We start from the raw sequence: 22,510 nt of genomic DNA, 5'->3' as shown, positions 1-22,510 counted from the left end.
GCATTGGCGCTTCAACAATTAATATGCCGTCGCACGCACTGCACCAACCCGTCCAGTGCCGGGGGATTCACCGGCGCGAGTACACAGACTGTGTGCTCGCGCTCGCCCTCCGCTACTGTCAGAGTGTAATGCACTCGACCTGGGTTACCAGGCTCGGGATCGGTGCTTTGCGGCAACTTGAAAAACTCGGATGCTTCAATCAGTTGCCGCAACTCCTGCTGGTCGGGCTCGGGCAACGTATCCAACTCCACCGTACGCGGCTTGGCCAACCCCGGAAAAAACGCTGGTCCGCCGCTTTCCTTGATTGAAATTCGCATGGCTGTTCCTCGCCGCACAGGCGGCTTCGTCAAACGTTTATGCCCACTGCTTTCCAGCCTTCCTTGACTGCCTTGTGCTCAGCTTTGTTCACACCATAAAGCTGACCGGCAATATCGTGGGTAATGCGCGCAAAACGCAAAAACCCGGAATTGGGCCGCAGCCGCGAATCGCGCAGTGCGTCATACCAGATACGCCCGGCACGCTCCCAGGCGAACCCGCCAATCCGGGTGGCCACCTGATAGAACGCATGGTTGGGAATGCCGGAATTGATATGCACCCCGCCATTGTCCTCGTAAGTTTGCACAAAATCATCCATGTGCCCAGGCTGTGGGTCTTTGCCCAGCAGCTTGTCATCAAACGCAGTGCCTGGCGCCTTCATCGAGCGCAGCGCCGTGCCCTTGATCTTTTTGGTAAACAGCCCCTTGCCGATCAACCAGTCGGCGTCCTCGGCCGTTTGCTTCAGCGCGTACTGCTTGATCAACGAGCCAAACACATCCGACAACGACTCGTTCAGCGCACCGGACTGGTTGAAGTACATCAGCTTGGCCTCATCCTCGGTCACGCCATGGGCCAACTCATGTCCAATAACGTCGAGTGCCACGGTGAAGCGGTTGAACAACTGCTGGTCGCCATCGCCGAACACCATCTGGGTCGAGTTCCAGAAGGCATTGTTGTAGTCCTGGCCGAAGTGCACCGTGGCGTCCAGCGCCATACCTGCATCGTCGATGGAGTTGCGGTCGAAGACCTGGTCAAAAAAATCGAAGGTGGCGCCCAGGCCGTCATAGGCTTCGTCTACTGCGGCATCGCCACTGGCGGGCTGCCCTTCACCGCGAATCAGCTTGCCGGGCAGGCTGTCGGTGTTTTCGGCGCTGTAGATCGAGCGTTGCTTCTCGGCGCCCATGGCCAGTGCCATGCGGGCCGGGCCTTTGGCGGGTACCGCGACCATGCGCAATGAGCGGAACGTGCTGTCCTTGGCACGCGTGCGTAATGCGACTTCCCGTTGGGCTTTGTCGCCGTGGCGGGCGATCTGGTCGAGCATGTACGGCGGGATCAGGCAAAAAATCGGGTTGCGCGGTTGGCGAACACACATGAGCTGGCTCCTTTTTGGCGTGTGATGAACGTCCGGGTAACGGTTTTCAGGATAGTCCTGAGTTAGCCACCTGGGCCAAATTGTCATGGTTTTGTGTTTCAGTGGTGTTTATCCCAGGCCCATAAGGAACATGCCCATGCCCGCCCGCGCAGCCAACATCGACCTTTCCCACCGCCCAAGGCTTGCCGACCTGCGCCCATTGGTCGCGGCCAGCCCCACCCTGCTGGAAGCCAGAGCCGCGACGCCGCGCGTCACCGCGGCCAAGGACCTCAAAAACCGCGCTGGCTATGCCGACGACTTCCTCAGCGACTTCGTGGTGCCATGGCCCACGGTTGACCAGCCACTGGCGGGCGATGTGCAACCCAAGCGCCTGGACTACACGCACTTCTCCATCACCATGTCGCGCGCTCGACGACTGGCGCTGTACGTGGGGGTGAATATCGATGGCGCCAAGCATGTGGACATCACGCGCAGCAACGACACCTGGGCCTACGATGGTCGCCTGCCCCTGGAGGCGCAGGTAGGTGAAGACCTTTATGCCGGCAATGGCCTGGACCGCGGCCATCTGGTGCGGCGCCAGGACCCCAACTGGGGCGACGAGGCCAACACCGCCAACGTCGACACCTTTCACTTCACCAACTGCTCACCTCAAATGAGCGGCTTCAACCAGAAGACCTGGCTGGAACTCGAAGACTACATCCTCGACAACACCCAGCGCTGGAAAGCCCGGGCCACGGTGTTTACCGGGCCAGTGTTCGCCGATGACGACCGACTGTACCGTGGCGTGAAAATCCCCAAGGCGTTCTGGAAAGTAGTGGCCTACCTCAGCGACGAGGGCAAGCCGTCCGCCAGCGCCTACATGATTGACCAGAGCCGCGAACTGGGCCAACTCGACCTGGTATTCGGCCCGCTTCGAACCTACCAGCGCAGTGTGATTGCAATCGAACAACTGACCGGCATCCGCTTCGCCAACCTGGCCGACTACGACGGCTTCAGCAACGAAGAGCGCGCCACAGGCACCCGGATCGAAGCGCTGATACGCGGGCCGCAAGATATTCGACTCTGATTCGCGCCTACAGGGTGTGATCGCTTACCATACGGCCGCCGGTTCCCGTATGGGACTAACAGGGAATTCGAAACGCCGCACGCGACGTGAACCGAAACTGCCCCCGCAACTGTAGATGCCGAGCCTGCCCTTGAATGCCACTGGACCACGTCCGGGAAGGCGGGGCATGGCGACGACGCATCAGTCAGGAGACCTGCCGGCCCAGCTAATTAACCAACCGGCGGGGTGTCCGGGAAGGACATCCTGGCCCTGCGCATCAGCAGCCTCCATGGGCGTATTTCCGAGCCGTACCTCCCCTGCTGCACCTACGGTTCACAAGGAGATCGCCTCATGCTGCCACGCGTTACCGCCCTGATCGCAGGCTTGGGTATGTGTGCCCTGGCGCAAGCCGCGCCCACTCAGTACCCGCTGACCCTGCACAACTGCGGCAGCACCCTGACCTTCCAGCACGCCCCCGCCCGCAGCGTCACCATCGGCCAGGCCGCCACCGAGATGCTGTATGCCCTGGGCGTGGGCGACAAGGTGGTCGGCACTTCGCTGTGGTTCAACAACGTGGCAGCGCAGTACAAGGCCCAGGACGACCGCATCGAGCGCCTGGCCAACAACGAGCCCAGCTTCGAAGCCGTACTCGCCAAGCGCCCGCAACTGGTGGCCGCCGAGCTGGAATGGGTGGTGGGCCCCCAAGGCGTGGTCGGTACCCGTGAGCAGTTTCATGAACTGAAAATCCCCACCTACCTGTTGCCGTCCGATTGCGAAGGCAAGGACAACCTGGTCGGCGCCGACGGCACGCGATTGGAGCCCTTTCGCATCGAGACGATCTACCAGAGCCTCCAGCAACTGGCACAGATTTTCGACGTGCAGGATCGCGGCCAACAACTGACCGACGAACTCAAGGCGCGCCTGGCCAAATCCGTCGCCACAGCCAAGGGCAAGGGCTTGCAGCAAGCCAGCGCACTGGTGTGGTTCTCCAGCGCCGAAATGGCCAGCGACCCTTACGTAGCCGGCCACAAAGGCGTGCCGCAATTCATGCTGCAAACCCTTGGCCTGCGTAACGTGGTGCAGTCCGATGAAGAATGGCCTGCCGTCGGCTGGGAAACCATCGCCAAGGCCAATCCCACCTTCCTGGTGATCGCACGCATGGATCGCCGTCGCTACCCGGCCGACGACCATGAAAAGAAACTCGCCTTCCTGCGCAGCGACCCCGTGACCCGCAACATGGACGCGGTGAAGAACAACCGCATCATCATCCTCGACGCCCTGGCCTTGCAGGCGAGCCTGCGCACCTTCGAGGGCCTTGAACAACTGGCCGCCGCCATCGACGGCTACCACCTGGGCCAATGATGCGCACCCTACTCGCCCTGGCGCTGCTGTTGCTCGCCCTGCTCGCTGGCGTCGCCATCGGTGAAACCGCCATCGAACCACAGGTGGTGCTGCAGGTGCTCGCCAATAAACTCTGGAGCGCCGGCTACGTACTGGACCCCATCGACGAAGGCGTGGTGTGGAACTACCGCCTCACCCGTGCATTGGTGGCCGCAGCTTGCGGCGCAGGGTTGGCGACGTGCGGCGTGATCCTGCAATCGCTGCTGCGTAACCCGCTGGCCGACCCGTACCTGCTGGGCATCAGCGCCGGCGCGTCAACCGGCGCGGTGCTCGTTGCCTTGATCGGCGTGGGCGGTGGCCTGGTGTCGTTATCGGCGGGCGCGTTTGTGGGGGCGATGGCGGCCTTTGCGCTGGTGACTCTGCTCGCACGAGCCAGCGGATCGTCCAGCGGTACCGGACAGATCATCCTCGCGGGCATCGCCGGTTCACAGTTGTTCAATGCCCTGACCGCGTTCCTGATCACCAAGTCGGCCAGCTCCGAACAAGCCCGCGGCATTATGTTCTGGCTGCTGGGCAACCTCAGCGGCGTGCGCTGGCCGTCGGTGTGGTTGGCGGTGCCGGTGGCGGTCGTGGGGCTCGCGGTGTGCCTGTGGCACCGGCGTGCACTGGATGCGTTTACCTTCGGCAGCGACTCGGCAGCCTCCCTCGGCATCCCGGTGCGCCGCGTGCAATTTGTGCTGGTGGCCTGCGCCGCGTTGGTGACGGCGGTGATGGTATCCATCGTCGGCTCCATCGGGTTTGTCGGCCTGGTGATTCCCCATGCGGTGCGCCTGTTGCTTGGCACCGGGCATTCGCGTTTGCTGCCGGCCAGTGCCTTGGGTGGCGCGCTGTTTTTGATCGCTGCGGACGTGCTGTCGCGCACCTTGATCAAGGGCCAGGTGATTCCGGTGGGTGTGGTCACCGCATTGGTGGGCGCGCCGGTGTTTGCGCTGATCCTGATTGGCCGGAGGAACGCAAGATGAGCGTACTCAACTGCCGCGGCCTGGGCTTCAAAGTGCGTGACGCGCAGTTGCTGCGTGACATTGACCTGGACGTGCAGTTGGGTGAAACCCTCGGTATCGTCGGGCCCAATGGTTCAGGCAAATCCACCCTGCTCAAATTGCTGGCTGGATTACGTGCGCCGGCCAGTGGCGAAGTTCGCCTGGATGGCAAGCGGCTCGGTGAGTTGTCGCGCCGCACCATCGCGCAGCAATTGGCGGTTGTGGAGCAACAGGCCGACACCGACGACGCCATCCGCGTGTTCGACGCCGTGGCCCTGGGCCGCACACCGTGGCTGTCGGCATTGAGCCCGTGGTCGCGTGAAGACGATGCCATCGTGCACCAGGCCCTGCATGACGTAGACGCCACCCACCTGAGCCAACGCGCCTGGCGCAGCCTCTCGGGTGGCGAACGCCAGCGCGTGCACATCGCCCGCGCCCTGGCGCAACGTCCGCAGATTTTGTTGCTGGATGAGCCGACCAATCACCTGGATATCCAGCATCAACTGGCAATCCTCAAAGGCGTGCAAGGCTTGCCTGTGACCACCTTGATTGCGCTGCATGATCTGAACCAGGCGTTGACCTGTGATCGCCTGGCCGTGCTGGATCGCGGGCAACTGGTGGCGCTGGGCACGCCGCTGCAAGTGCTGACACCGCAGCGCTTGCAAGAGACGTTCGGGGTACAGGGGCATTACCTGACGGACCCGTTCGACGGCGCGCAAATCCTGCGCCTGCGCTCCAACTGAATCCGTACGTTGGGGCAGCTTGCTCTGGTGACAGTCTGACTGCCAACTGTGATCCAAATGTGGGAGGGGGCTTGCCCCAGGTATCTACACAACTTCGGTACGACGCTAAACCTGTGGCGAGGGAGCTTGCTCCCGCTACGGCCTGGCAGCCGACGCTGATCTAACTGACGCGCCGCGATCCAACTGTGGGAGCTGGCTTGCCTGCGAAGACGGCTTGACAGTCAACACAGTTGGACCGTGTACATATCCATTCCTGCGGTAACGGCCACTTAGGGTTCCGCCCTGACGGCGGCTCACTTTGCAAAAGCCGGGATGCCGGCCCAGGCCAAAGTAAGCAAAACGCTCTTGCCCCACCACTCGGCACCTCGCCCAGGCTCGGTGTGCCCGTAATCCGCCAGTGATTTGGGGGATCGCCGCTATCGGGGGCAAGTCCCCTCCCACACTTCATCTACAGAAGTCGGTGCATATGGGTGGTCTGCCAGATCGGGTCGGCCTCGACATCCACCACGTCGAACCCCTGCCGCTGCCAGAAATCAATCGCGCCGGGCAGAAACGGATGGGTATGCAAGTACATCATCTCCACCCCATCCGCTCGCGCCAGCGCCTCCAGCGAGCGGTATAAACGGCCCGCCAGGCCCAAGCGTCGCGCTGCCGGGAGCACATACAGGCGCACCACTTCCACCGTCTTGCGGCCCTGGTAGTTCAACTGTGGAAAGCGGCCGTCGTAAGGCCGATAAGCCACCGCGGCAACGATCCAGCCTCCGGCACGGGCAATCAAAAACCGCCCGCCGCCCTCAAGGTAGATGGCTTCAAACTGCGCCAGATCGTGGGGGACACCGGTGGCACTGAGCATGGGAAACAGTTCATCACGCGCCTGCAAAGCGAAGCTCAGCACCTGGGGAATGTCAGCGGCCTGCACCGCCTCGATACTAACGCTCATCGCCAAGGATCCGGGCCGTTATCCACTGGCGAGCGTAAGCCAGCACGCGATCGGCCATCGCCACCGGAAAGTGAATAAAACCATGGGCCGCTTCCGGCAGCAAATGAGCCTCCACCGTTGGCCATTGCTCGGCAATCAGCAGGGTGTCATCCTTGAGCGGGTCCAGTTCGCCCACAAACATCAACGCGGGTGGCAGCCCCTCAAAGTCTCCATACAAGGGCGACAACGGTGGCTGTCGGCGCGTCTCGTCGCTGATCCCCGGCGTCAGCAGGCGCAGCGCCTGAACCATGCCCGGCCCGTCCAGCAACAAGGTGTCCGGCCCGGCCGTGCGCACAGTGGGGGTGCCGGTCAAATCGTAGACGCCGTAATACAACACCGCGCCGCTTACCCGCTGGAGCAACTCGGGCCATTGCTTGAGCGCCAACAAGGTGGCCGCCGCCAAGTGCCCGCCGGCCGACTCGCCAACGAAAAACACCGGCAAGCCGGCAAACTCCGGGCAGTCCGCCAAAAGCCAGCGCGCAGCCGTCAGGCAATCGTCCAGCAACCCTTCGATCGGCGTATCTACCGCCAGCCGGTAATCCACCGACACCACCGCCACATCGCACGCGTTGACCATGCCGAGGTTAAGGTCGTCATTCATTTGCGCATTGCCGATCACCCAGCCCCCGCCGTGAATGTCCAGCACCACGCCTCTGGGCGGGCCAGCGGGGCGCAGGATGCGCAAGGGGATCGCCCCGAGCATTTTGCGTTCCGCCATGGGCGCCTTCTTGAAGGTCTGGCTGGCGCGCAGCAGCGCCTGGATCATGCGCGGCGTGACGCGGTTGCGGACCTTGAAGCGCGGCATCCACGCCAGTTTGCGATTGAAGCGGCGCATCTGGGCCAGTTCGGGCTCGCTGGCGGGCCAATGCTGGTAAGCCATCAGCGATTATTACGCAGGATCGAGAAGTTCAACGCCGCGGCCACGCACAGCCACGCCAGATACGGGAACAGGATCAGGCCGGTGATCAAATCCAGGCGCACGGCCAGCACCACCATCGCTGCCACGGTGAGCCACAAGAGCACGATAATCACCATCCCGGCGAACAAGCGATGGGCACCAAAGAACACCGGCGTCCACAGGGTATTCAACGCAATCTGCGCCGCCCACAGGGCCAACACCATTTCGCTGCCGGGGATCAGGGTCAAGCGGTAACCGGCCCAGGCCAGCAGCAGGTAGATGATCGTCCATGCCACCGGGAACAGCCAATTGGGCGGGGTGAAGCTGGGCTTGACCAGGGATTCGTACCAGGCGCCGGGTTTGAAGATCACGCCAGTACTGGCAGCGGCGGCGCAGGCAAGCAGGAAGATGAAAAAGGTCATGGTCGCTCCTTGAGGTCCAGTGGATGGAAAACAGTACACTGCTTTTAAGTGACTCGAACAACCGCGGATAAATTCAATGGGGGCGGCAAAATACCCGCGCTTTTGCGCGTCATGAAAATTGGTTATGGTCGGCAACATCCAGCCCCCTTGCCCGAGACATCCCCTTGCCCCAGCTTGCCGATCACCGCAGCAGCCCCTGGTCAGTGTTCCTGATTTTCCTGCGCCTGGGCCTTACCTCCTTCGGCGGGCCGATTGCACACCTGGGTTATTTTCGCCAAGAGTTCGTCACCCGCCGCCGCTGGCTCAGCGAGCGCAGCTATGCCGAACTGGTCGCCCTGTGCCAGTTCCTCCCAGGCCCGGCCAGCAGCCAGGTCGGTATCGCGTTGGGCCTGTCCCGCGCGGGTTACCGGGGCGCGGCGGCAGCCTGGGCCGGGTTCACCTTGCCGTCGGCCATCGCCCTGATCCTGTTTGCCCTGGGGCTGGCCCACTACGGCGGCGCCCTGCCCCCTGGCGCGCTGCACGGCCTCAAGGTCGTCGCCGTAGCCGTGGTGGCCCAGGCCGTGTGGGGCATGGCGCGCAACCTGTGCCGAGGCGTGTTACGGGTGGCGTTGATGTTGACCGCTGCGTGCGTGGTGCTGTTGGAGCCCTCCGCCTGGGCTCAGGTCGGGGTCATGGTGGCTGCAGGCGTGGCTGGCCTGCTGTTGTTCAAGCCCGAGAGCAGTGCCGAGCCCGACGCCCTGCCCATCGCCATCAGCCGCCGCGCCGGAGCCCTGTGGTTGATGCTGTTTTTGTTGTTGCTGGTGGGCTTGCCGATCCTCGCCGCATGGGCGCTCAACCCCACGCTGGCGCTGGTGGACGCCTTCTACCGCACCGGTGCGCTGGTATTCGGCGGCGGCCACGTAGTGTTGCCGCTACTGCAAGCCGAAGTGGTGCCCAGCCAATGGGTCAACAACGATGTGTTCCTCGCCGGCTACGGCGCCACCCAAGCTGTGCCCGGCCCGCTGTTCACCTTCGCCGCCTTCCTCGGCGCCTCCATGACCCACGCCCCGAGCGGCTGGCTTGGCGGGGTGATCGCACTGCTGGCGATCTTCGCCCCGTCGTTTCTGCTGATCTTCGGCGCCTTACCCTTCTGGGCCAACCTGCGCAGCAGCCCGCGTACCCAGGCCGCGCTCGCCGGGGTGAACGCAGCAGTGGTTGGCCTGTTGTTGGCGGCGCTGTACCAGCCGGTGTGGACCAGCGCGATTTTCAACGGCTATGACGTGGCGTTGGCGTTGCTCGCACTGGTCGCGTTGATGGTGTGGAAACTGCCGCCATGGCTGGTAGTGATAAGTTGCGGCCTACTCGGCACGTTACTGTAGGAGCGAGCTTGCTCGCGAAAAACTCACGGGCGCCGCGTTTAATCTGAAGGCACGCGTTATCGTTAACGATTTTCGCGAGCAAGCTCGCTCCTACAGCATTGGGGCTCAGCCCGGCTCGACAATCTTGAGCCACGGCCAACGCGCCTGATAACTCCGGGCCTTGTGCAAAAACAGCTCGGGCTCCGCGTGCAGCGGATTGATGCGCAGCACGCCCTGCTCCACATCTTCCAATCCATAAGGCGCATACACCTCGCCCGAGGCAATATCCAGCGCAATGCACGTACCCGCCACCAGGTAACGGTCAACCCCCTGCCGGGCCGAATGCAACTGCGGGTAGGGCCGGCCAAACCGCTGACCATACCAAAGGTGCACCCGCGCCTGATTCCTGACCTCCACATTCACCCCCAGGTCTTGGAATAGCACCTGCGCCGCACGAATTACCGCGTCTTCCGCCTCGTAGGACAGGTCCTCGTCAAAGTAAAAAACGTCGTAATCCTTCACGCCCTGAGCCGCCGGCAGATTCGCCTGATGGTTCCACACCGCCTGGAACAAACAGCCCGCCGTGAGCATGCACTGCTGCACACCAAGATCCGGCAGGCGCGCGGTGATGTGCGCATTGATAGGGTTGGCCATGGCCAATTCGAGCAGGGTGTCGACCGTCAATGTCATGTTCAGTCCTCCATAATCTGGCGCAACAATACCACCCCAACATGTCACTTCTGTAGGCGCGGGCTTTTAACACCGAAACGAATCAGAAGTTTGACGAAATCACCTCGCGCCCTGCGTACAACTCGGCGCGAAGCCGAACAAATGAAACCAACATGAAGAATGCCCCCGCTTGCTTGTAAAGCAACTTTACGCAGCACTACCCTTACACGCCTTACCTCAGCTGCCCCCGCTGAAATTGATCAGGACGCCGGCTAAATGGAGTTCGCCCCTTGCACGCCCCACTGCTCACTCTTAAAGGTGCGTATCGCGATACCTGCAACGCCTTCTCGCGCCTGAAGTAAGAAGGCCCAGAGCGCTGCATAAATGTGTCTAACTTTAACGCCGAGCATCTAAACCCACACCGTTGATGACACCGGCGTAGTGCCGTCATGGTTTTCGGCGCAGATAGAGCGTAAAGGTCAATTCAAGGAGAATGACAGTGAAGTGGATGGATGATGTGCTGGACACGATCGACAATGCCCGAACCGAAGCTGAATTGTTGGCTCGGATCGTCAGCACGGCAAAACACCTGGGGTTCGACTATTGCGCCTATGGAATCCGAATCCCTATCCCCGTCACCCGCCCTAAAATCGTGATGAGCAATAATTTTTTGCCTTCATGGCGACAACGCTACGCCCACTGCAAATACATCGCCGTGGACCCGACGGTACAGCACTGCACGAAATCGACGATACCGATTGTCTGGGACGAGCAAATGACCCGGCAAAACCCGCAGATGTGGGAAGAAGCCCGCGGCGCCGGGCTGGCCCATGGTTGGGCGCAATCCTGCCTGGACGGCCGCGGCAGCGGCGGCATGCTGACACTGGCGCGCTCCAATGACCCTATTACGGCCCAAGAGCTTGCTGCCAATCAAAAATACATGCGGTTTTTGGTGCATGTCGCTCATCAGGGGTTCTTGCGCGTGCTGACGCCGCACTGGCAGTTACCGCAGGAAAAAACCCTGTCGCAGCGTGAATGTGAAGTGCTCAAGTGGGCAGCCGATGGCAAGACCGCCCACGAGATCGGTTTGATCCTCTCGCTATCGCGGGAAACCATCAAATTCCACCTGCGCAATGCAGGCTCGAAACTGGGCGTGCATAACTGCACCGCTACCGTCGTGCGCGCCACTTCACTGGGTTTGCTCGTCTGACACACACCTGATTGGCGCCCCCCTGATGCGTTAATGTCGCTCAGTGTGAACAACAACAATAATACGCGCCCCCTTACGACACACCTGCCCAAAAGAGCAGTACCTAAGTGCTCGATTATTCTGCCGAATGGCCCCTCGATTTTTTGCCGAGGGTTCCTCATGTATATAACCACGGGTACGCGCCTGACATTACCGACCGAGCTGTGGCAGGCCCTGTTGCTGTATCGCTATCGCGTATTTGTCGAAAAACTTGGGTGGCATCTGGACTGTGCGGTCGGTGAGGAACTGGACCAATTTGACCGCGACGACACGGTGTACGTGATCGCCCGTCAAGGCCCACACATCGTCGGTGTGGCGCGGCTGCTGCCCACGCACAAGCCCTATCTGCTCAAGGAAGTGTTCCCCCAGGTGCTGGGTGGCCGGGCACTTCCTCATTCTGCGCACATCTGGGAAATCTCCCGGTTTGCCGCCGTCGACCTGCAACAACAGACCTTCACGGGCCACTCCCTGTCATCGCCCAACGCCGTGGCGCTGCTGCACGAAGTGCTCAAGGTCGCCGCTTGCCACAAGGTTCGCCAATTGATCACGGTATCGCCGCCGGGAATTACCCGCTTGTTGCGCAACGCGGGGTTCGACGCTCATTGCGAGGGCAAGCTGACCGTGATCGACGGGCACAAGATCATGGCCAACTGGATCAGTGTGCCGCCCTGCCTGGCTGATCGAGAAGTGGCCTGAAGCAGCGCAAATGGCCTGCCGCTGCGGGCAAGTCGGCCGAGCCGACTCCCCAAAAGGTTAGGTTACAACCTCAGGCGCCTGCTCTTAAATAACGCTGCATCGGCATTCCAACCGACTATAAATGGGACACACGATCTACATGAAAAAAGTCATTGTCATTTCTGGCCATCCTGATCTTTCGGTTTCCCGCGTCAATACCGCGATCATGGGCAAGATCAGCCAGCGTGGCGTCAAGGTCCATAGCCTGGCCAGCGCGGTGACGCCCACCGGGTTCGATATGGGTGCAGAGCAGGCATTGCTCAATGCCCATGACCGCATCGTGTTGCTGTTTCCGTTGTACTGGTATTCCTGCCCGGCAATCATGAAACAGTGGATCGATGAAGTCTTCACCCCCGGCTATGCCTACGCACGCGGCGGCGACAAGCTCAAAGACAAGGAATTCATGATCATCACCACAGTGGGTGCGCCCTCCACCGGCTACCGCGCCGGCGGGTTCAACCGTTACACCCTGGATGAATTGCTCAGGCCTTTGCAGCAGACGGTGGCGTACGTCAAAGGCATCTACCTGCCTGTAGTCGGGATTTACGAATCGGTGTTCATCGATGACGAATCAATCGACGTCACCGCTCGGAATGTCGCCGCACAAGTGATTGAGGACCAGGCCAGCGCCGACCAACTCTACGAGAACATGCTGTTGCAGGCCGAGCAGGCACAAATCGCGCTGCTGCAATAAGGTGCCCTCACCCATGAAGACGTCAAATAACCAGATCCCACCGTGCGTCAGCCTGGTGGCCGCGCGCAACGAGCTGGGTTTTCTGCACTCTGCCAGCGCACTCATCGACACCCAAGCCACGCCATTGGAACTGTACTGCCAGATGACTGCCGCGACGCCCGCCTGGCTCAAAGGCGCGTTCAGGTTGCGCGACAGCATCTCACAGCACTTTCACGTCGAGCGGATCGGCGGGTTCTCGGGTGTCACACCCCAGTGCGCCCCGGTGGTCGGCGAAAAGCTCGACTTCTTCACCATCGAAGCCATCAGCGCACAGAAGCTGGTACTGACCTCACGCGATACCCACCTGGCGGTCATGGTCTCGATCGATACCACACGCACGCAACCGCGTTGCCTGCATATCACCACCTCCGTCAAGACCTTCAACACGTTCGGCCGCCTGTACATGCTGCCGGTGGCGCCGGTACATGGGCTCATCATCAAGCGTTTGCTGTCCCGTCTCCCCCTACATTCCCCAACTCGCTCACTTGGAGATCGCAACTCATGAACAGCGCAGACTCAATTGACCCTCATCTGTTGCACAAAGACACACCCAGGGATGTATTGATCGGACGACCCAGGCTGATTCTGCCCAGCTTTCTCAGTGCTTCGATCGGTGCCGACATACTGGCTGCTGGCAACCCCCAGGATCAGGACCTGTTCAAACAGCTGTACCGTGCCCAAGACGGCCGGTATGTGCTGCGCCATCTGCCCCTGACCCTCAGTGCGGAACAGGCCGGCACACTCTCCACCTTCGAGATCCGCCTGGCTGACTTCTATACCGAGTGCGACGACCGCTTCATCCTCACGGCTGAATTCATCCCCCACCAGGCCCAACGCTACCTGGCCCAGCATTTTCAGGGCGATGATGCCCACATACCGCCCGACCAGGTAATACGCATGATCGAATGCCTTGAGTCGCTCGCGCAGTGGGACAAGGCCAGGCAGGGCTCTTACCTGTTGATCAACGACACCAAGAATTACTACTTCTACAACAAGCAGCACGAACATGTACCGGGCCTGATGTTGATCGAAGTGGCCAGGCAAGCCATGTACCACTACGTCTACAACTACTTGGGCCATCAGCGCGGTGCGGTTTCCATTTCCATCGAAGACTTGCGCATTTCCTTCAACGCCTACACCGAATCGGCTTACGAGGTCGAAGTCGTGGTGCAACAGACCCACGGCCTGAAGCGATCGCAACCCAAGTCCATCGACAAGTGCGCGAACTTCTATCAGAACGGCCGGCTGGTATCGCGTCTCTGGCTGCAAGGCGCAGTGATCAAGTTACCGCTGTTCAAACGCATGCGTTCGTTGAACTACCCTCAGGATCACTGGTTCACCCCTTCCGATCGCTTGCCCAAGAACATCCTCGTGCATCACGCCGACAGTGCGCTGCAAGCCAGGCTGAGCCTGCTCTCGGTACTGGGCGTGCTGGTGACTCACCAGGCCGAAGGCATCAATTGGAGCACGGTCACGACCGTATCGCTGTATATCGAAGGGGGCGGCTTCCTCAGCCTGCCCGTTGCTTCGACTTGCTCCACCGGCGAACCCGACCAGCGCGTGCTGGTGTTCGACAAACTGTCCAAGAGCCAGGCCAGCGAACTGCGTGAAACGATCAAGTGCCACTGCTTCTTTGCCGGGCAGATGCAATGGAACGCTGGCTCTTCACCTGACCCTCTGGCCCCCGAGCAAATCGTGGCATGAGGATCCTGCGCCCATGAGCTATGAGTTATCACAACGCCCACTGATGATCGGTCAGGGCGTTTCGCTGAAAAACCGCGTGTACTTCGCGCCGATGGGCATCGACCTGGCCACCTCGGACGGTTCGCTGTCCGAGGAAATGCTCAGTTTCTATCAACATGTGATCGACGGTGGCTGCGCCATGGTGGTGCTGGGCAACTCCTCCATAGCGCCCTCCACGCGTCTGCATGCGCGAGGCCTGTGCCTGCATAGCAATGCCAACGTGGAAAAGCTCGCGCCGCTGGTGGAGTACGGTCGCCAGCGGGACTGTCCAGTGGTGGTGCAACTTCAGCATTACGGCGCCCAAGGTGGCACACAGATCAGCGGCCAACCGCTGCTTTGCCCGAGCCGCAGTGCGTTATCCGGCAGCCGCGGCGCCGAGGCATTGGAGATGAGTGTCGAGGACATCGACGCCGTTTGCGATCAGTTTGCTCAAGCGGCTCTGCGAGCCAGACAGGCCGGCGCCAGGATGGTCCAGCTTCAGGCCTCCAATGGCTACCTGCTGAGCAGTTTTCTATCGCCCTGGACCAACCATCGCCATGACGCTTACGGCGGCAGCCCGCTCAAGCGAGCGCGGTTTCTGTTGGAAGTCATCGACCGCATTCACAGGGTTACCGCAGGAGAGCTGGAGGTTTCCGTGCGCTTGGGCATTGATGATTGCGTAGGCGCCAACGGGCAGCAACCGGAACTGCTCCAGGATGTGGTGGCTGCCCTGGAAAACGCCGGGACCTCGGCAATCATGTGCTCGATCACCATCAAGGAAACCTTCCGCTACATGCTGTCTGCCCATCCGACGATTCAGCAACAGTTCGTCGAAGGGGTACGCCTGATCAAGTCATTCACCTCGCTGCCGGTCGGCTATGCCGGTTTCATTGGCTCCCTGCTGGAAGCAGAAAATCAACTGCGGCTGGGTCACTGTGACCTGATCGGTATGAGCCGAGCCCTTTTTGCCGATAACGACCTGATCAACAAATCGCTCGCCGGCCATGAAGACAAGGTTCAGCAATGCCGGTTTGACGGTAACTGCTTTCGGGACAAGAGCAACCCGCAACTCGACCGGGTGTATTGCTGCGTGAATGAGCACTACAAGCGTCCCGCTCACATCCACTACGGAAATCAATAACATGGAATTTCAAGACAAAAACATCGTCATTACCGGCGGTGCCAGCGGCATCGGCCTGGCGGTGGCAAAACAACTGGCCAAAGCGGGCGCACGCCTGTTCCTGATGAGCAGGAACCAGCAAAAGGCCGACGCCGCGCTAGAGATACTGGGGGCTTCGGCGCAGTTCATCTTTTGCGATGTGGCGTCGCACACGTCCGTAGCCGAGGCATTCGCGACGGTGGCTGGCGAGGTGGATCAGTTGCACTTTGCAATCAACAACGCAGGCATTACCGCCCCCTACGCGCCGATCGCGACCAGCGCACCGCAGGATTGGGACAGGGTCATCCACACCAACCTGAACGGCCCCTTTTACTGCCTGCAAAAAGAACTGGAACTGATCAGCCGGTACCCCGATGGGGCGATCGTCAATGTGTCTTCGTGCGCGGGCGTGATGCCTATGGCCAATCAGGCCGCCTACGTCGCCAGCAAGACCGCGCTCAATGCCTTGACGCAGGTCGCCGCGATGGAGAATGCCTGCGACAGCGAATCCGGTTTTGCCGTACGCGTCAACGCCGTAGCGCCCGGGCCGACACTGGGCGGTATGAACTCTGCGGAACGGCTGGCGGCCCATCCGGAAAACACCCAGCGCAAGCGTGACGTGACCGCCATGAAACGCTTTGCCCATCCAGAGGAAATCGCCGACGCGATCGTGTTTTTGTTGAGCCGCAGATCCAGCTACATCACCGGCTCGGTGCTCAGTGCCGATGGCGGCTATCACATCGGTAAATTCTAGGGGCAATCATGGCTAGCATATTGATCACCGGTGTGAGCACCGGTATCGGCAACGCTCTGGCACGTTATCACTTGGCCAGGGGCGACGAGGTGCTCGCGGTATCACGCAATCCTGCGGCCAATATCCCGTCACAGGAGCGCTTTCACTTCCTCAGGTGCGACTTGACCGATATCGACCGCGCCCCGGCAACCTTGCAGGCGTTGCTGTCGCGCTCCCCTGCCCCGGTAGACACCGTCTACCTGAATGCGGGTCGGTTCGGCAGCCCTCCACAACTGGCCACGCAAACTTCGATGCAGGAGTTCAACAGCGTCCTGGCACTTAACCTGGGCGCGGTGAAAATGGTCCTGGATATCCTGCTGAGTGCGAGGCAGCCTCCCAGCACCGTGGTGTTTTCATCATCGATTTCGGCACTGCGCCAACGTGCCGGGATGCTCTCATATTCGGTCTCCAAGGCGGCGCTGAACGCTCTGGCAAAAATCTATCATTTGGAAAACCCACACACATTCTTTGCCGTGCTGGGGCTCTGCAACGTCCAGACGACGGTGGCGAAGACCATCATGGCGGCGGACGAACGCTTCAGTGACCTTGTCGCACTCCGCCAACGGGCGGCAGTGCCCGGCTACATCGTCGACGCAGAATCCCGCGCTGCGCATATCGTTCAGGTCTTGGCCGAGCGCCATCATCTTGGACTGAAATCGGGTGAGTTCCAGGAAATCCGCGACTTGTTGAACCAGCCACTCCAGGAGGAGACCCGCAATGACCCAATCCACCCATGAAAAAATCGTACGTGTCGGCGCTGCATACGACATTCTCGCGATGGCTCCCTTCGCTTTGCCGATCGTGTCCGTCTGGGCCTATGCACTGATCCAATGGGTTGATTTGCAACTGGGCTTCGACAGCCACTTCTCGGCGCTCGACCCCACCGCCATGTTCCTGCTCAACATCGGCGCCTGGGCATACCTTGTGTGGGGCGTTGTACGTTGGCGAGCCCCTACACGCGAACATGCCCGTCTCAGCGCCCTGCTACGCGTGATCGTAGTGGTAGTGCAGGTAGTAGCCGTCAGCAGTGGCGCTTCACCTTTCCTGCTGGTGCTGGGTGCCGTTCAATTGTTGCTGGCGGTGCTGGAGTTTTCGCATAGATTATTCGAGCGCAGCGGTGCCCCATCCAGCCGAGAAGAGGCACGCGCCTACTAATCCTGCCGGGGGCCAACCTGGCGCTTGATGAAGGCCCCGCCTTCATCTCCTCGACATCGCCCCCGGACCATCCACCCACTGAGCCATCCTGCTTATCCCTACCTTTAGTCGGATTTTTTTGGAGGTTCAAGCGCAACGGCTAGCCTTCAGCCTAGCGTAAGGGATAACGCTGAACTATCGGTCCATGAAGGGCCAGTACGCCTCGTCGTCCCGACGCTTTATCTGCTGAGGAGACGATAATGAAAATAACCTTGAAACGGTTGGCGTGCCTGGGTGCAAGCTTCACCAGCGTGCTCGCCATGGCCGATGCGGCCAGCCCGCCGCCGCTGTCACCTGCGATTCCCTTCGACGTCACCGCCAATGCCCCCTTCACCCTGGACAACCTGCAACACGATTTCGACGTGCTGTCGTGGCAGACCTTCGTCGCGCTGAACTGGCCCGCCAACGCCGACGGCAGCGCCAATACCTCGGCGCAGATCGGCGCGCCGGGGCAGACGGTGTGGGAGTCGTGGAAGGAGAGCTACGAGATTTTCCTGCCCCAAGGCCAGAAGCCTGTCGCCTGGAACCAGAAGGCGCCGCTACCCCCGGCCTGCCAAGGCAAGGGTGACCTGCCCGTGCTGCAGCAGATGGGCAAGGTCGCTGGTGTGCTCGACGAGACCATCCAGCCGTTCAAGACCGGCCCACTGGTGGACCAGAACGGCACTTACACGCGCAACGCGATCATGGTCAACCAGCCGATGTTCGACAACATCGTCAACAATGGTCTGTACAGCAAGGAAGGCCAACAGGCTTTCTTCACCAAGGCCGACAACCGCATCGCCTTCTCCTGCGGCTCGCAGAAAGACAAGCATGTCGGCGCGATCATGGTCAAATCGGCCTGGAAGGTACTCGGCGGCAACGACAACCCGCAGGACTTCCACGCCGTCGACGCGCTGGTCTACACCCCCGGCAACGCCGACCCGAGCAAGGGCGCGGTGATCCCCGAATCGTGCAACGCGCAGAAGGTCGGGCTGGTCGGCCTGCACATCGTGCACAAGACCAAAGATGCGCCGCAGTGGGTGTGGTCAAGCTTCGAGCACGTGCGCAACGTACCGGAAAAGACCACCCCCATGAACGAGCGCAAGGGCCCCTACCTGTTCTACAACGCCCAGGCCAGCGACCGCCCGGTGAACGAGCCGCCCGCGCAGCCGTGGGACCCGTCGAAGAAAGCCACGCCCTCGCAGATCGTGCGGGAAATTCCGCTCACCGCCGCAACCCACCAGCTCAACGCGCAGTGGCAAGGCGCACTCAAGGGTACGGTGTGGGCCAACTACCAACTGATCAGCACCCAATGGCCAACCGCCCCCGCCGATGACTGCCAGGTGCCGTCGCCAACCAACCCGCTGGGCACGCCTGCGCCGAACTTTCTGGCCAACGCCACGCTGGAAACCTACAACCAGGGCACTACGCCGCAGGCTTCATCCAGTTGCATGGAATGCCACAACAACGCGACCACCCGGGTGACCCAGTCACCGCGCACCAGCTTCGCCGATTTCACCTTTCTGCTTGAACGTGCCCAATCCACCGGTGCCAAGGAGTGATGCCATGAGCGACCCGAACCTGAAAGACTTCATCGACCTGTCTGCCGAGCTCACTGGCCTGTCAGCCAAGCTGCTGGCGCCTGCCGTCGACCCGATCAACCTGCCTCCGGTGTTTTTCGACACCGCCCAGCAAGGCATGGGCACCGAAGCGTTCAGCAAACTGCTGAACCTGTACGTCCCTATCAAAGGCCAACCCCATAAGCAGATCGCCAGCGCCATACTCGGCAGTTCGGACCCGCAGATCGCCAAAGGCGCCCGCTCGATCATGAAGCTGTGGCTGCTTGGCAGTTGGTACCAGCCTTATGACCAAGGCGTCGCCCACACGGGTGACATCCGCGTGGTCTCCGACCAGGCTTACAAGGAAAGCTGGGCGTGGAAAATCGCCCAATCCCACCCCATGGGCTACAGCGAGTACCACTTCGGCTACTGGGCCGAGCAGCCACCGACCCTCAAGCAATTCACCGGTGTCGACGCCAAGGAAGGGCAGCAGCCATGAGCACTCTAAACACCCAGAACATCGAAACCGCCGACGTGATCGTCGTGGGCGCCGGCATGGCCGGCAGCGTCATGGCCTACCAGCTGGGCCTGGCCGGCTTGAAAGTGCTGGTGCTCGAGTCGGGCCCGGCGATACCGCCTAACCGCAGCGAGTACCTGGAGCGTTTCTACACGGCCGTGCTCAAGGCGCCCGAGTCGCCCTACCCACCGGAGCAGAGCGAGCAGACCCCGGCCAAACAGTTCGCCCCGCGAGCGACTATCCAGGACTTGATCACCGCCGGCAGCCACGACAAGGACAAGGTGCAGAAGAGCTACCTGGTACAGAACGGGCCGCGACTGTTCGCCAGCACCTACGAGCGGGTGGGCGGCGGTACCATGTGGCACTGGATGGGCACGGCTCTGCGCCTGTTACCCAACGACTTTCGTATGCAGAGCAAGTACAAGGTCGGGGTCGACTGGCCGATCAGCTACGACGACCTGCAGACCGCCTACTGCCGCGCCGAGGAAGAGATGGGCGTGTCCGCCGATGTGGCGTTGCAGACTTACCTGGGCGTGACCTTCCCCCAGGGCTACCAATACAGCATGCACGGCATTCCTCCATCGTTGGTCGACCAGGGCGTGGGCAAGGCCATCAATGGCACGCAGTACCAGGGCATCACTCTCAACGTGCGGCAAACCCCGGCTGGGCGTAACTCGCAGAACGACAACGGCCGCCGGGTATGCGCCGGCAACACCAGCTGCACGCCGATCTGTCCGATCCAGGCCAAATACGACGCCACCGTGACCATGGCCAAGGCTCTGGATACCGGTAATGTGCGGATCCTCTACCAATGCGTGGCGAGCAAGGTGCAGGTGGATGCCAACGGGGTCACGGGTATCGATTTCATCCAGTACCAGAACAACGGCACGCAACAGAACGGCACGGCTCAGGGCAAGCGCTACGTGATCGCCGCCCACGCGATCGAAACGCCTAAGCTGCTGCTCAACTCCATCGGCCCGCACAGCCCAAAAGGGGTCGCCAACAGCAGCGGCCAGGTCGGCAAGTCATTGGCCGACCACCCGGTGTACCTGGCCTGGGGCCTGATGCCTGAAGGCAAGCCGTTGTTCCCCTTTCGTGGGCCACTGTCCACCTCAGGGATCGAAGACATGCGCGACGGTGCGTTCCGCAGCACGCGTGCCGCCTGGCGTATCGAGATCGGCAACGAGGGTTGGAACTGGTCGGCGAATGATCCGTACACCACGGTCTGCGATTTTATCGACGGCGAAAACAATGGCGGCACCAACAATGGCGGCGCCGACCACAAGAGCGAGGCATTGTCCGGCGTGGCGCTGGTGCAGAAGCTCAACAGCGTGCTGACCCGCCAGTTCCGCCTGGCCTTCTTGATTGAGCAAGTGGAGAAAGACCCCGAGCATGCGCTGTGCCGGGTGGAGAGTAGCAAGCATTTCACCGACGGCTTGGGCCTGCCTCGGCCAGAGATCGCCTACGAACTGTCCGACTACACCAAGGAGGGCTTCAAGCAGGCGCGCCTGGCCGCCACGCATATCATCACCAAACTGATGGGCGCCACCGAGCTGACCAACCTGAACCCCGCGCTCGACCCCACGCTCGTCGCGCAAACGGTGTTCAACTACGACCACCAGAACTACGCCTTCTACGGCGCTGGCCACCTGATGGGCACCTACCGCATGGGCTCGGACCGCAACAAGTCGGTGGTGGACAAAGACCAGCGCAGCTGGGACCACCCCAACCTGTTCCTGGTCGGCGACGGCGTGTTCCCCTCCACCGGCACCGCCAACCCGACCTTGACCATCACCGCGCTGACCTTCCAGGCCGCCGACGTGGTCGCCAGCGACCTGCTCAAGCGTACCGTGCAGGTGCAAGCCAGAGACCCCTGGCAGGGCACCGGCGTGCAGGTCAACGGACAGAGCTGGCAACTGGCGGTGTGCACCGGTGGGCAGTGGACGGCCAACCCGGGCACCGGCATGGTTGGTGCGGCGGGCCACCCAGGCCTGACCGCCAAGCCCGGCTATACCTTGCCCGGTCAAGCGGAAGGCGCGTTGATCGGGCGTATCGGCACCAGCGGCGCGCCGTTCCTGGTGGGCAACCAGGCGCAATTGCCGCGTGGCCAGCAGGGGGAGTTGCAGTTGTGCATCAATGACGACCTGACCGGGCGCTACGGGGCTGGCCTGAGCGATAACCAGGGCAGTCTGTCAGTGGAGGTACGTTTCGGGACGGTGTAGGCGCTGGCATAGCAACCCCACAGTGCTGCGGCGATGTTGCAGTGTTGAGGGGTTGCTCTCTCAATCCCGTCACTTACAAGCTATCGGCCACGCCTAACGCCGTGAGCCATTGCCATTGCAGCCAATGCCTCAGAAACCGCCAAGCCGCATGATATGAGTCGCCTGAGCCTCATCTGTCCGCTTGAAGCCACAGCGCTCATAAAAGGCGCTTCCTTCAGCCGTATCCGTGAAAAGACGCACGACCTGAAACCTGAGAGCGGCGCGTTCAACAAGCGCCTTTACCAGCGCCTGCCCGACGTGTTGCCCCCTTGCCGAAGCTGCGACGTACACCCGCCGCAGTCTGGCCACATTTTTGTCAGCATAGGGATCAACTGAAAGACCGCCGATGCCTATCAATTGCTGGTTTAAATAGGCCGCCATCAGACACTCGCCGGGTGCATCAAAGCGGTTTGCTCCAGAGTGCCATTCGTTAATCAGACGAGTGAGGAACCTGAAACCCTCGCCAATCGCTTCCTTTTCCAGCGCCAGTATCTGGCGCGGAAGGTGGGTGATCCGTTGAACCTCATATCGTTCATCCATCCCTGCCTCCAATATGAAACGCGTTCAATGCTAACAATTTCGTTTGAGGTGATGAACACGCCTGTAATTAGATGGACTCGCCCAAGCCGAGGCGTCTATGCGCCACGGTGGCATTCTTATAGAAGCCAACGACAGCGAGGGCGAGCCCATGAAAAAGCATACGACGATCAATCAGTCTTTGTCAGCC

The 22,510-nt window shown here is 61.2% G+C and carries 24 protein-coding genes and 1 riboswitch; of the genes, 17 read left to right on the top strand and 7 right to left on the bottom strand.

The window, feature by feature from the left end; genetic code table 11:
- Positions 1–11: 11 nt before the first annotated feature.
- Positions 12–317 (bottom strand): protealysin inhibitor emfourin, encoded by a 306-nt coding sequence (locus GIV35_RS24210; protein WP_054921648.1) that lies wholly within the window; start codon positions 315–317, stop codon positions 12–14.
- Positions 318–346: 29 nt separating this feature from the next.
- Positions 347–1,408 carry a M4 family metallopeptidase gene (locus GIV35_RS24205; RefSeq protein ID WP_236265914.1) on the bottom strand — a complete coding sequence of 354 codons (1,062 nt, stop codon included), beginning with the start codon at positions 1,406–1,408 and terminating at the stop codon, positions 347–349.
- Positions 1,409–1,544: 136 nt separating this feature from the next.
- On the opposite strand from GIV35_RS24205, the gene GIV35_RS24200 reads away from it, so the two are divergent.
- The 4 genes from GIV35_RS24200 (at position 1,545) to GIV35_RS24185 (ending at position 5,577) form a co-directional block, all read left to right on the top strand.
- The gene (locus GIV35_RS24200; protein WP_200649435.1) at positions 1,545–2,474 is read left to right on the top strand and encodes a DNA/RNA non-specific endonuclease; all 930 of its coding nucleotides are present in this window, start codon (positions 1,545–1,547) and stop codon (positions 2,472–2,474) included.
- 22 nt (positions 2,475–2,496) lie between these two features.
- A riboswitch (cobalamin riboswitch) is annotated at positions 2,497–2,689 on the top strand.
- Between the two features lie 115 nt (positions 2,690–2,804).
- Positions 2,805–3,815, top strand: a complete 1,011-nt coding sequence (locus GIV35_RS24195; RefSeq protein ID WP_236265815.1) for an ABC transporter substrate-binding protein — start codon at positions 2,805–2,807, stop codon at positions 3,813–3,815.
- Complete coding sequence (locus GIV35_RS24190; protein WP_054921644.1) at positions 3,812–4,816, top strand: FecCD family ABC transporter permease; 1,005 nt, start codon at positions 3,812–3,814, stop codon at positions 4,814–4,816. Before GIV35_RS24195 ends, GIV35_RS24190 begins: the two co-directional genes overlap by 4 nt.
- Positions 4,813–5,577, top strand: a complete 765-nt coding sequence (locus GIV35_RS24185) for an ABC transporter ATP-binding protein (RefSeq protein ID WP_236265813.1) — start codon at positions 4,813–4,815, stop codon at positions 5,575–5,577. The genes GIV35_RS24190 and GIV35_RS24185 overlap by 4 nt, the downstream gene beginning before the upstream one ends.
- A gap of 448 nt (positions 5,578–6,025) precedes the next feature.
- On the opposite strand, the gene GIV35_RS24180 is transcribed toward GIV35_RS24185, so the two are convergent.
- Genes GIV35_RS24180 through tspO form a run of 3 tightly spaced genes read right to left on the bottom strand, consistent with a single transcriptional unit; the run spans position 6,026 to position 7,876 of the window.
- Positions 6,026–6,517, bottom strand: coding sequence for a GNAT family N-acetyltransferase (locus tag GIV35_RS24180; RefSeq protein ID WP_236265812.1), 492 nt, complete (start codon positions 6,515–6,517; stop codon positions 6,026–6,028).
- A complete protein-coding gene (locus GIV35_RS24175) occupies positions 6,507–7,436 on the bottom strand; it encodes an alpha/beta hydrolase fold domain-containing protein (protein WP_236304399.1) in 930 nt (309 codons plus the stop codon). Before GIV35_RS24175 ends, GIV35_RS24180 begins: the two co-directional genes overlap by 11 nt.
- Positions 7,436–7,876 carry a tryptophan-rich sensory protein TspO gene (gene tspO, locus GIV35_RS24170; protein ID WP_003192600.1) on the bottom strand — a complete coding sequence of 147 codons (441 nt, stop codon included), beginning with the start codon at positions 7,874–7,876 and terminating at the stop codon, positions 7,436–7,438. The genes GIV35_RS24175 and tspO overlap by 1 nt, the downstream gene beginning before the upstream one ends.
- 164 nt (positions 7,877–8,040) lie before the next feature.
- Here tspO and chrA point away from each other — a divergent pair, with 164 nt between their 5' ends.
- Positions 8,041–9,234, top strand: coding sequence for a chromate efflux transporter (gene chrA / locus GIV35_RS24165; protein WP_223023061.1), 1,194 nt, complete (start codon positions 8,041–8,043; stop codon positions 9,232–9,234).
- 105 nt (positions 9,235–9,339) lie between these two features.
- Here chrA and GIV35_RS24160 read toward each other — a convergent pair whose 3' ends face one another.
- Positions 9,340–9,903 (bottom strand): nucleotidyltransferase family protein, encoded by a 564-nt coding sequence (locus GIV35_RS24160; RefSeq protein WP_202692131.1) that lies wholly within the window; start codon positions 9,901–9,903, stop codon positions 9,340–9,342.
- Between the two features lie 487 nt (positions 9,904–10,390).
- Here GIV35_RS24160 and GIV35_RS24155 point away from each other — a divergent pair, with 487 nt between their 5' ends.
- The 12 genes from GIV35_RS24155 to GIV35_RS24100 all read left to right on the top strand — a co-directional run bounded on the left by GIV35_RS24155 (position 10,391) and on the right by GIV35_RS24100 (position 21,744).
- Positions 10,391–11,092 (top strand): LuxR family transcriptional regulator, encoded by a 702-nt coding sequence (locus tag GIV35_RS24155; protein WP_230960017.1) that lies wholly within the window; start codon positions 10,391–10,393, stop codon positions 11,090–11,092.
- Positions 11,093–11,251: 159 nt separating this feature from the next.
- Positions 11,252–11,827: an acyl-homoserine-lactone synthase gene (locus GIV35_RS24150; RefSeq protein WP_057700767.1), complete on the top strand. Its 576-nt coding sequence runs from the start codon at positions 11,252–11,254 to the stop codon at positions 11,825–11,827.
- 139 nt (positions 11,828–11,966) lie between these two features.
- The gene (locus GIV35_RS24145) at positions 11,967–12,560 is read left to right on the top strand and encodes an NAD(P)H-dependent oxidoreductase (protein ID WP_052199940.1); all 594 of its coding nucleotides are present in this window, start codon (positions 11,967–11,969) and stop codon (positions 12,558–12,560) included.
- Positions 12,561–12,573: 13 nt separating this feature from the next.
- Positions 12,574–13,104, top strand: a complete 531-nt coding sequence (locus GIV35_RS24140; RefSeq protein ID WP_236265350.1) for a DUF2867 domain-containing protein — start codon at positions 12,574–12,576, stop codon at positions 13,102–13,104.
- Complete coding sequence (locus GIV35_RS24135; protein ID WP_236265352.1) at positions 13,101–14,303, top strand: AfsA-related hotdog domain-containing protein; 1,203 nt, start codon at positions 13,101–13,103, stop codon at positions 14,301–14,303. The genes GIV35_RS24140 and GIV35_RS24135 overlap by 4 nt, the downstream gene beginning before the upstream one ends.
- A gap of 13 nt (positions 14,304–14,316) precedes the next feature.
- Positions 14,317–15,462, top strand: coding sequence for an oxidoreductase (locus tag GIV35_RS24130; RefSeq protein ID WP_236265354.1), 1,146 nt, complete (start codon positions 14,317–14,319; stop codon positions 15,460–15,462).
- 1 nt (position 15,463) lies between these two features.
- On the top strand, positions 15,464–16,234 hold the full coding sequence (locus GIV35_RS24125; protein WP_054921636.1) for an SDR family NAD(P)-dependent oxidoreductase: 771 nt from the start codon (positions 15,464–15,466) through the stop codon (positions 16,232–16,234).
- A gap of 8 nt (positions 16,235–16,242) precedes the next feature.
- The gene (locus GIV35_RS24120; protein ID WP_200649084.1) at positions 16,243–17,010 is read left to right on the top strand and encodes an SDR family NAD(P)-dependent oxidoreductase; all 768 of its coding nucleotides are present in this window, start codon (positions 16,243–16,245) and stop codon (positions 17,008–17,010) included.
- Positions 16,991–17,428 carry a hypothetical protein gene (locus GIV35_RS24115; protein WP_072447925.1) on the top strand — a complete coding sequence of 146 codons (438 nt, stop codon included), beginning with the start codon at positions 16,991–16,993 and terminating at the stop codon, positions 17,426–17,428. The genes GIV35_RS24120 and GIV35_RS24115 overlap by 20 nt, the downstream gene beginning before the upstream one ends.
- A gap of 239 nt (positions 17,429–17,667) precedes the next feature.
- Complete coding sequence (locus GIV35_RS24110; RefSeq protein WP_105227383.1) at positions 17,668–19,008, top strand: cytochrome C; 1,341 nt, start codon at positions 17,668–17,670, stop codon at positions 19,006–19,008.
- Between the two features lie 4 nt (positions 19,009–19,012).
- Positions 19,013–19,504, top strand: coding sequence for a sorbitol dehydrogenase (locus tag GIV35_RS24105; protein ID WP_236265356.1), 492 nt, complete (start codon positions 19,013–19,015; stop codon positions 19,502–19,504).
- Complete coding sequence (locus tag GIV35_RS24100; RefSeq protein WP_236265357.1) at positions 19,501–21,744, top strand: GMC oxidoreductase; 2,244 nt, start codon at positions 19,501–19,503, stop codon at positions 21,742–21,744. The genes GIV35_RS24105 and GIV35_RS24100 overlap by 4 nt, the downstream gene beginning before the upstream one ends.
- A gap of 129 nt (positions 21,745–21,873) precedes the next feature.
- Here the strand turns inward: GIV35_RS24100 and GIV35_RS24095 are convergent, their stop codons facing one another.
- Entirely contained in the window at positions 21,874–22,323 is a 450-nt protein-coding gene (locus tag GIV35_RS24095) for a GNAT family N-acetyltransferase (protein ID WP_236265359.1), read from the bottom strand.
- Positions 22,324–22,510: the final 187 nt, after the last annotated feature.

The organism is Pseudomonas sp. PA-1-6B (assembly GCF_021609545.1).
Classification (GTDB): Bacteria; Pseudomonadota; Gammaproteobacteria; order Pseudomonadales; family Pseudomonadaceae; genus Aquipseudomonas; species Aquipseudomonas fluorescens_BV.
Note: the sequence above shows the minus strand (reverse complement) of the source record. Positions and strands in the feature narration are given on the sequence as shown.

Bases quoted from the DNA above. Each gene is read 5' to 3' on its own strand.
- GIV35_RS24210 (WP_054921648.1), bottom strand. From the start codon at position 317: ATGCGAATTTCAATCAAGGAAAGCGGCGGACCAGCGTTTTTTCCGGGG.
- GIV35_RS24205 (WP_236265914.1), bottom strand. From the start codon at position 1,408: ATGTGTGTTCGCCAACCGCGCAACCCGATTTTTTGCCTGATCCCGCCG.
- GIV35_RS24200 (WP_200649435.1), top strand. From the start codon at position 1,545: ATGCCCGCCCGCGCAGCCAACATCGACCTTTCCCACCGCCCAAGGCTT.
- GIV35_RS24195 (WP_236265815.1), top strand. From the start codon at position 2,805: ATGCTGCCACGCGTTACCGCCCTGATCGCAGGCTTGGGTATGTGTGCC.
- GIV35_RS24190 (WP_054921644.1), top strand. From the start codon at position 3,812: ATGATGCGCACCCTACTCGCCCTGGCGCTGCTGTTGCTCGCCCTGCTC.
- GIV35_RS24185 (WP_236265813.1), top strand. From the start codon at position 4,813: ATGAGCGTACTCAACTGCCGCGGCCTGGGCTTCAAAGTGCGTGACGCG.
- GIV35_RS24180 (WP_236265812.1), bottom strand. From the start codon at position 6,517: ATGAGCGTTAGTATCGAGGCGGTGCAGGCCGCTGACATTCCCCAGGTG.
- GIV35_RS24175 (WP_236304399.1), bottom strand. From the start codon at position 7,436: ATGGCTTACCAGCATTGGCCCGCCAGCGAGCCCGAACTGGCCCAGATG.
- tspO (WP_003192600.1), bottom strand. From the start codon at position 7,876: ATGACCTTTTTCATCTTCCTGCTTGCCTGCGCCGCCGCTGCCAGTACT.
- GIV35_RS24160 (WP_202692131.1), bottom strand. From the start codon at position 9,903: ATGACATTGACGGTCGACACCCTGCTCGAATTGGCCATGGCCAACCCT.
- GIV35_RS24155 (WP_230960017.1), top strand. From the start codon at position 10,391: ATGGATGATGTGCTGGACACGATCGACAATGCCCGAACCGAAGCTGAA.
- GIV35_RS24150 (WP_057700767.1), top strand. From the start codon at position 11,252: ATGTATATAACCACGGGTACGCGCCTGACATTACCGACCGAGCTGTGG.
- GIV35_RS24145 (WP_052199940.1), top strand. From the start codon at position 11,967: ATGAAAAAAGTCATTGTCATTTCTGGCCATCCTGATCTTTCGGTTTCC.
- GIV35_RS24140 (WP_236265350.1), top strand. From the start codon at position 12,574: ATGAAGACGTCAAATAACCAGATCCCACCGTGCGTCAGCCTGGTGGCC.
- GIV35_RS24135 (WP_236265352.1), top strand. From the start codon at position 13,101: ATGAACAGCGCAGACTCAATTGACCCTCATCTGTTGCACAAAGACACA.
- GIV35_RS24130 (WP_236265354.1), top strand. From the start codon at position 14,317: ATGAGCTATGAGTTATCACAACGCCCACTGATGATCGGTCAGGGCGTT.
- GIV35_RS24125 (WP_054921636.1), top strand. From the start codon at position 15,464: ATGGAATTTCAAGACAAAAACATCGTCATTACCGGCGGTGCCAGCGGC.
- GIV35_RS24120 (WP_200649084.1), top strand. From the start codon at position 16,243: ATGGCTAGCATATTGATCACCGGTGTGAGCACCGGTATCGGCAACGCT.
- GIV35_RS24115 (WP_072447925.1), top strand. From the start codon at position 16,991: ATGACCCAATCCACCCATGAAAAAATCGTACGTGTCGGCGCTGCATAC.
- GIV35_RS24110 (WP_105227383.1), top strand. From the start codon at position 17,668: ATGAAAATAACCTTGAAACGGTTGGCGTGCCTGGGTGCAAGCTTCACC.
- GIV35_RS24105 (WP_236265356.1), top strand. From the start codon at position 19,013: ATGAGCGACCCGAACCTGAAAGACTTCATCGACCTGTCTGCCGAGCTC.
- GIV35_RS24100 (WP_236265357.1), top strand. From the start codon at position 19,501: ATGAGCACTCTAAACACCCAGAACATCGAAACCGCCGACGTGATCGTC.
- GIV35_RS24095 (WP_236265359.1), bottom strand. From the start codon at position 22,323: ATGGATGAACGATATGAGGTTCAACGGATCACCCACCTTCCGCGCCAG.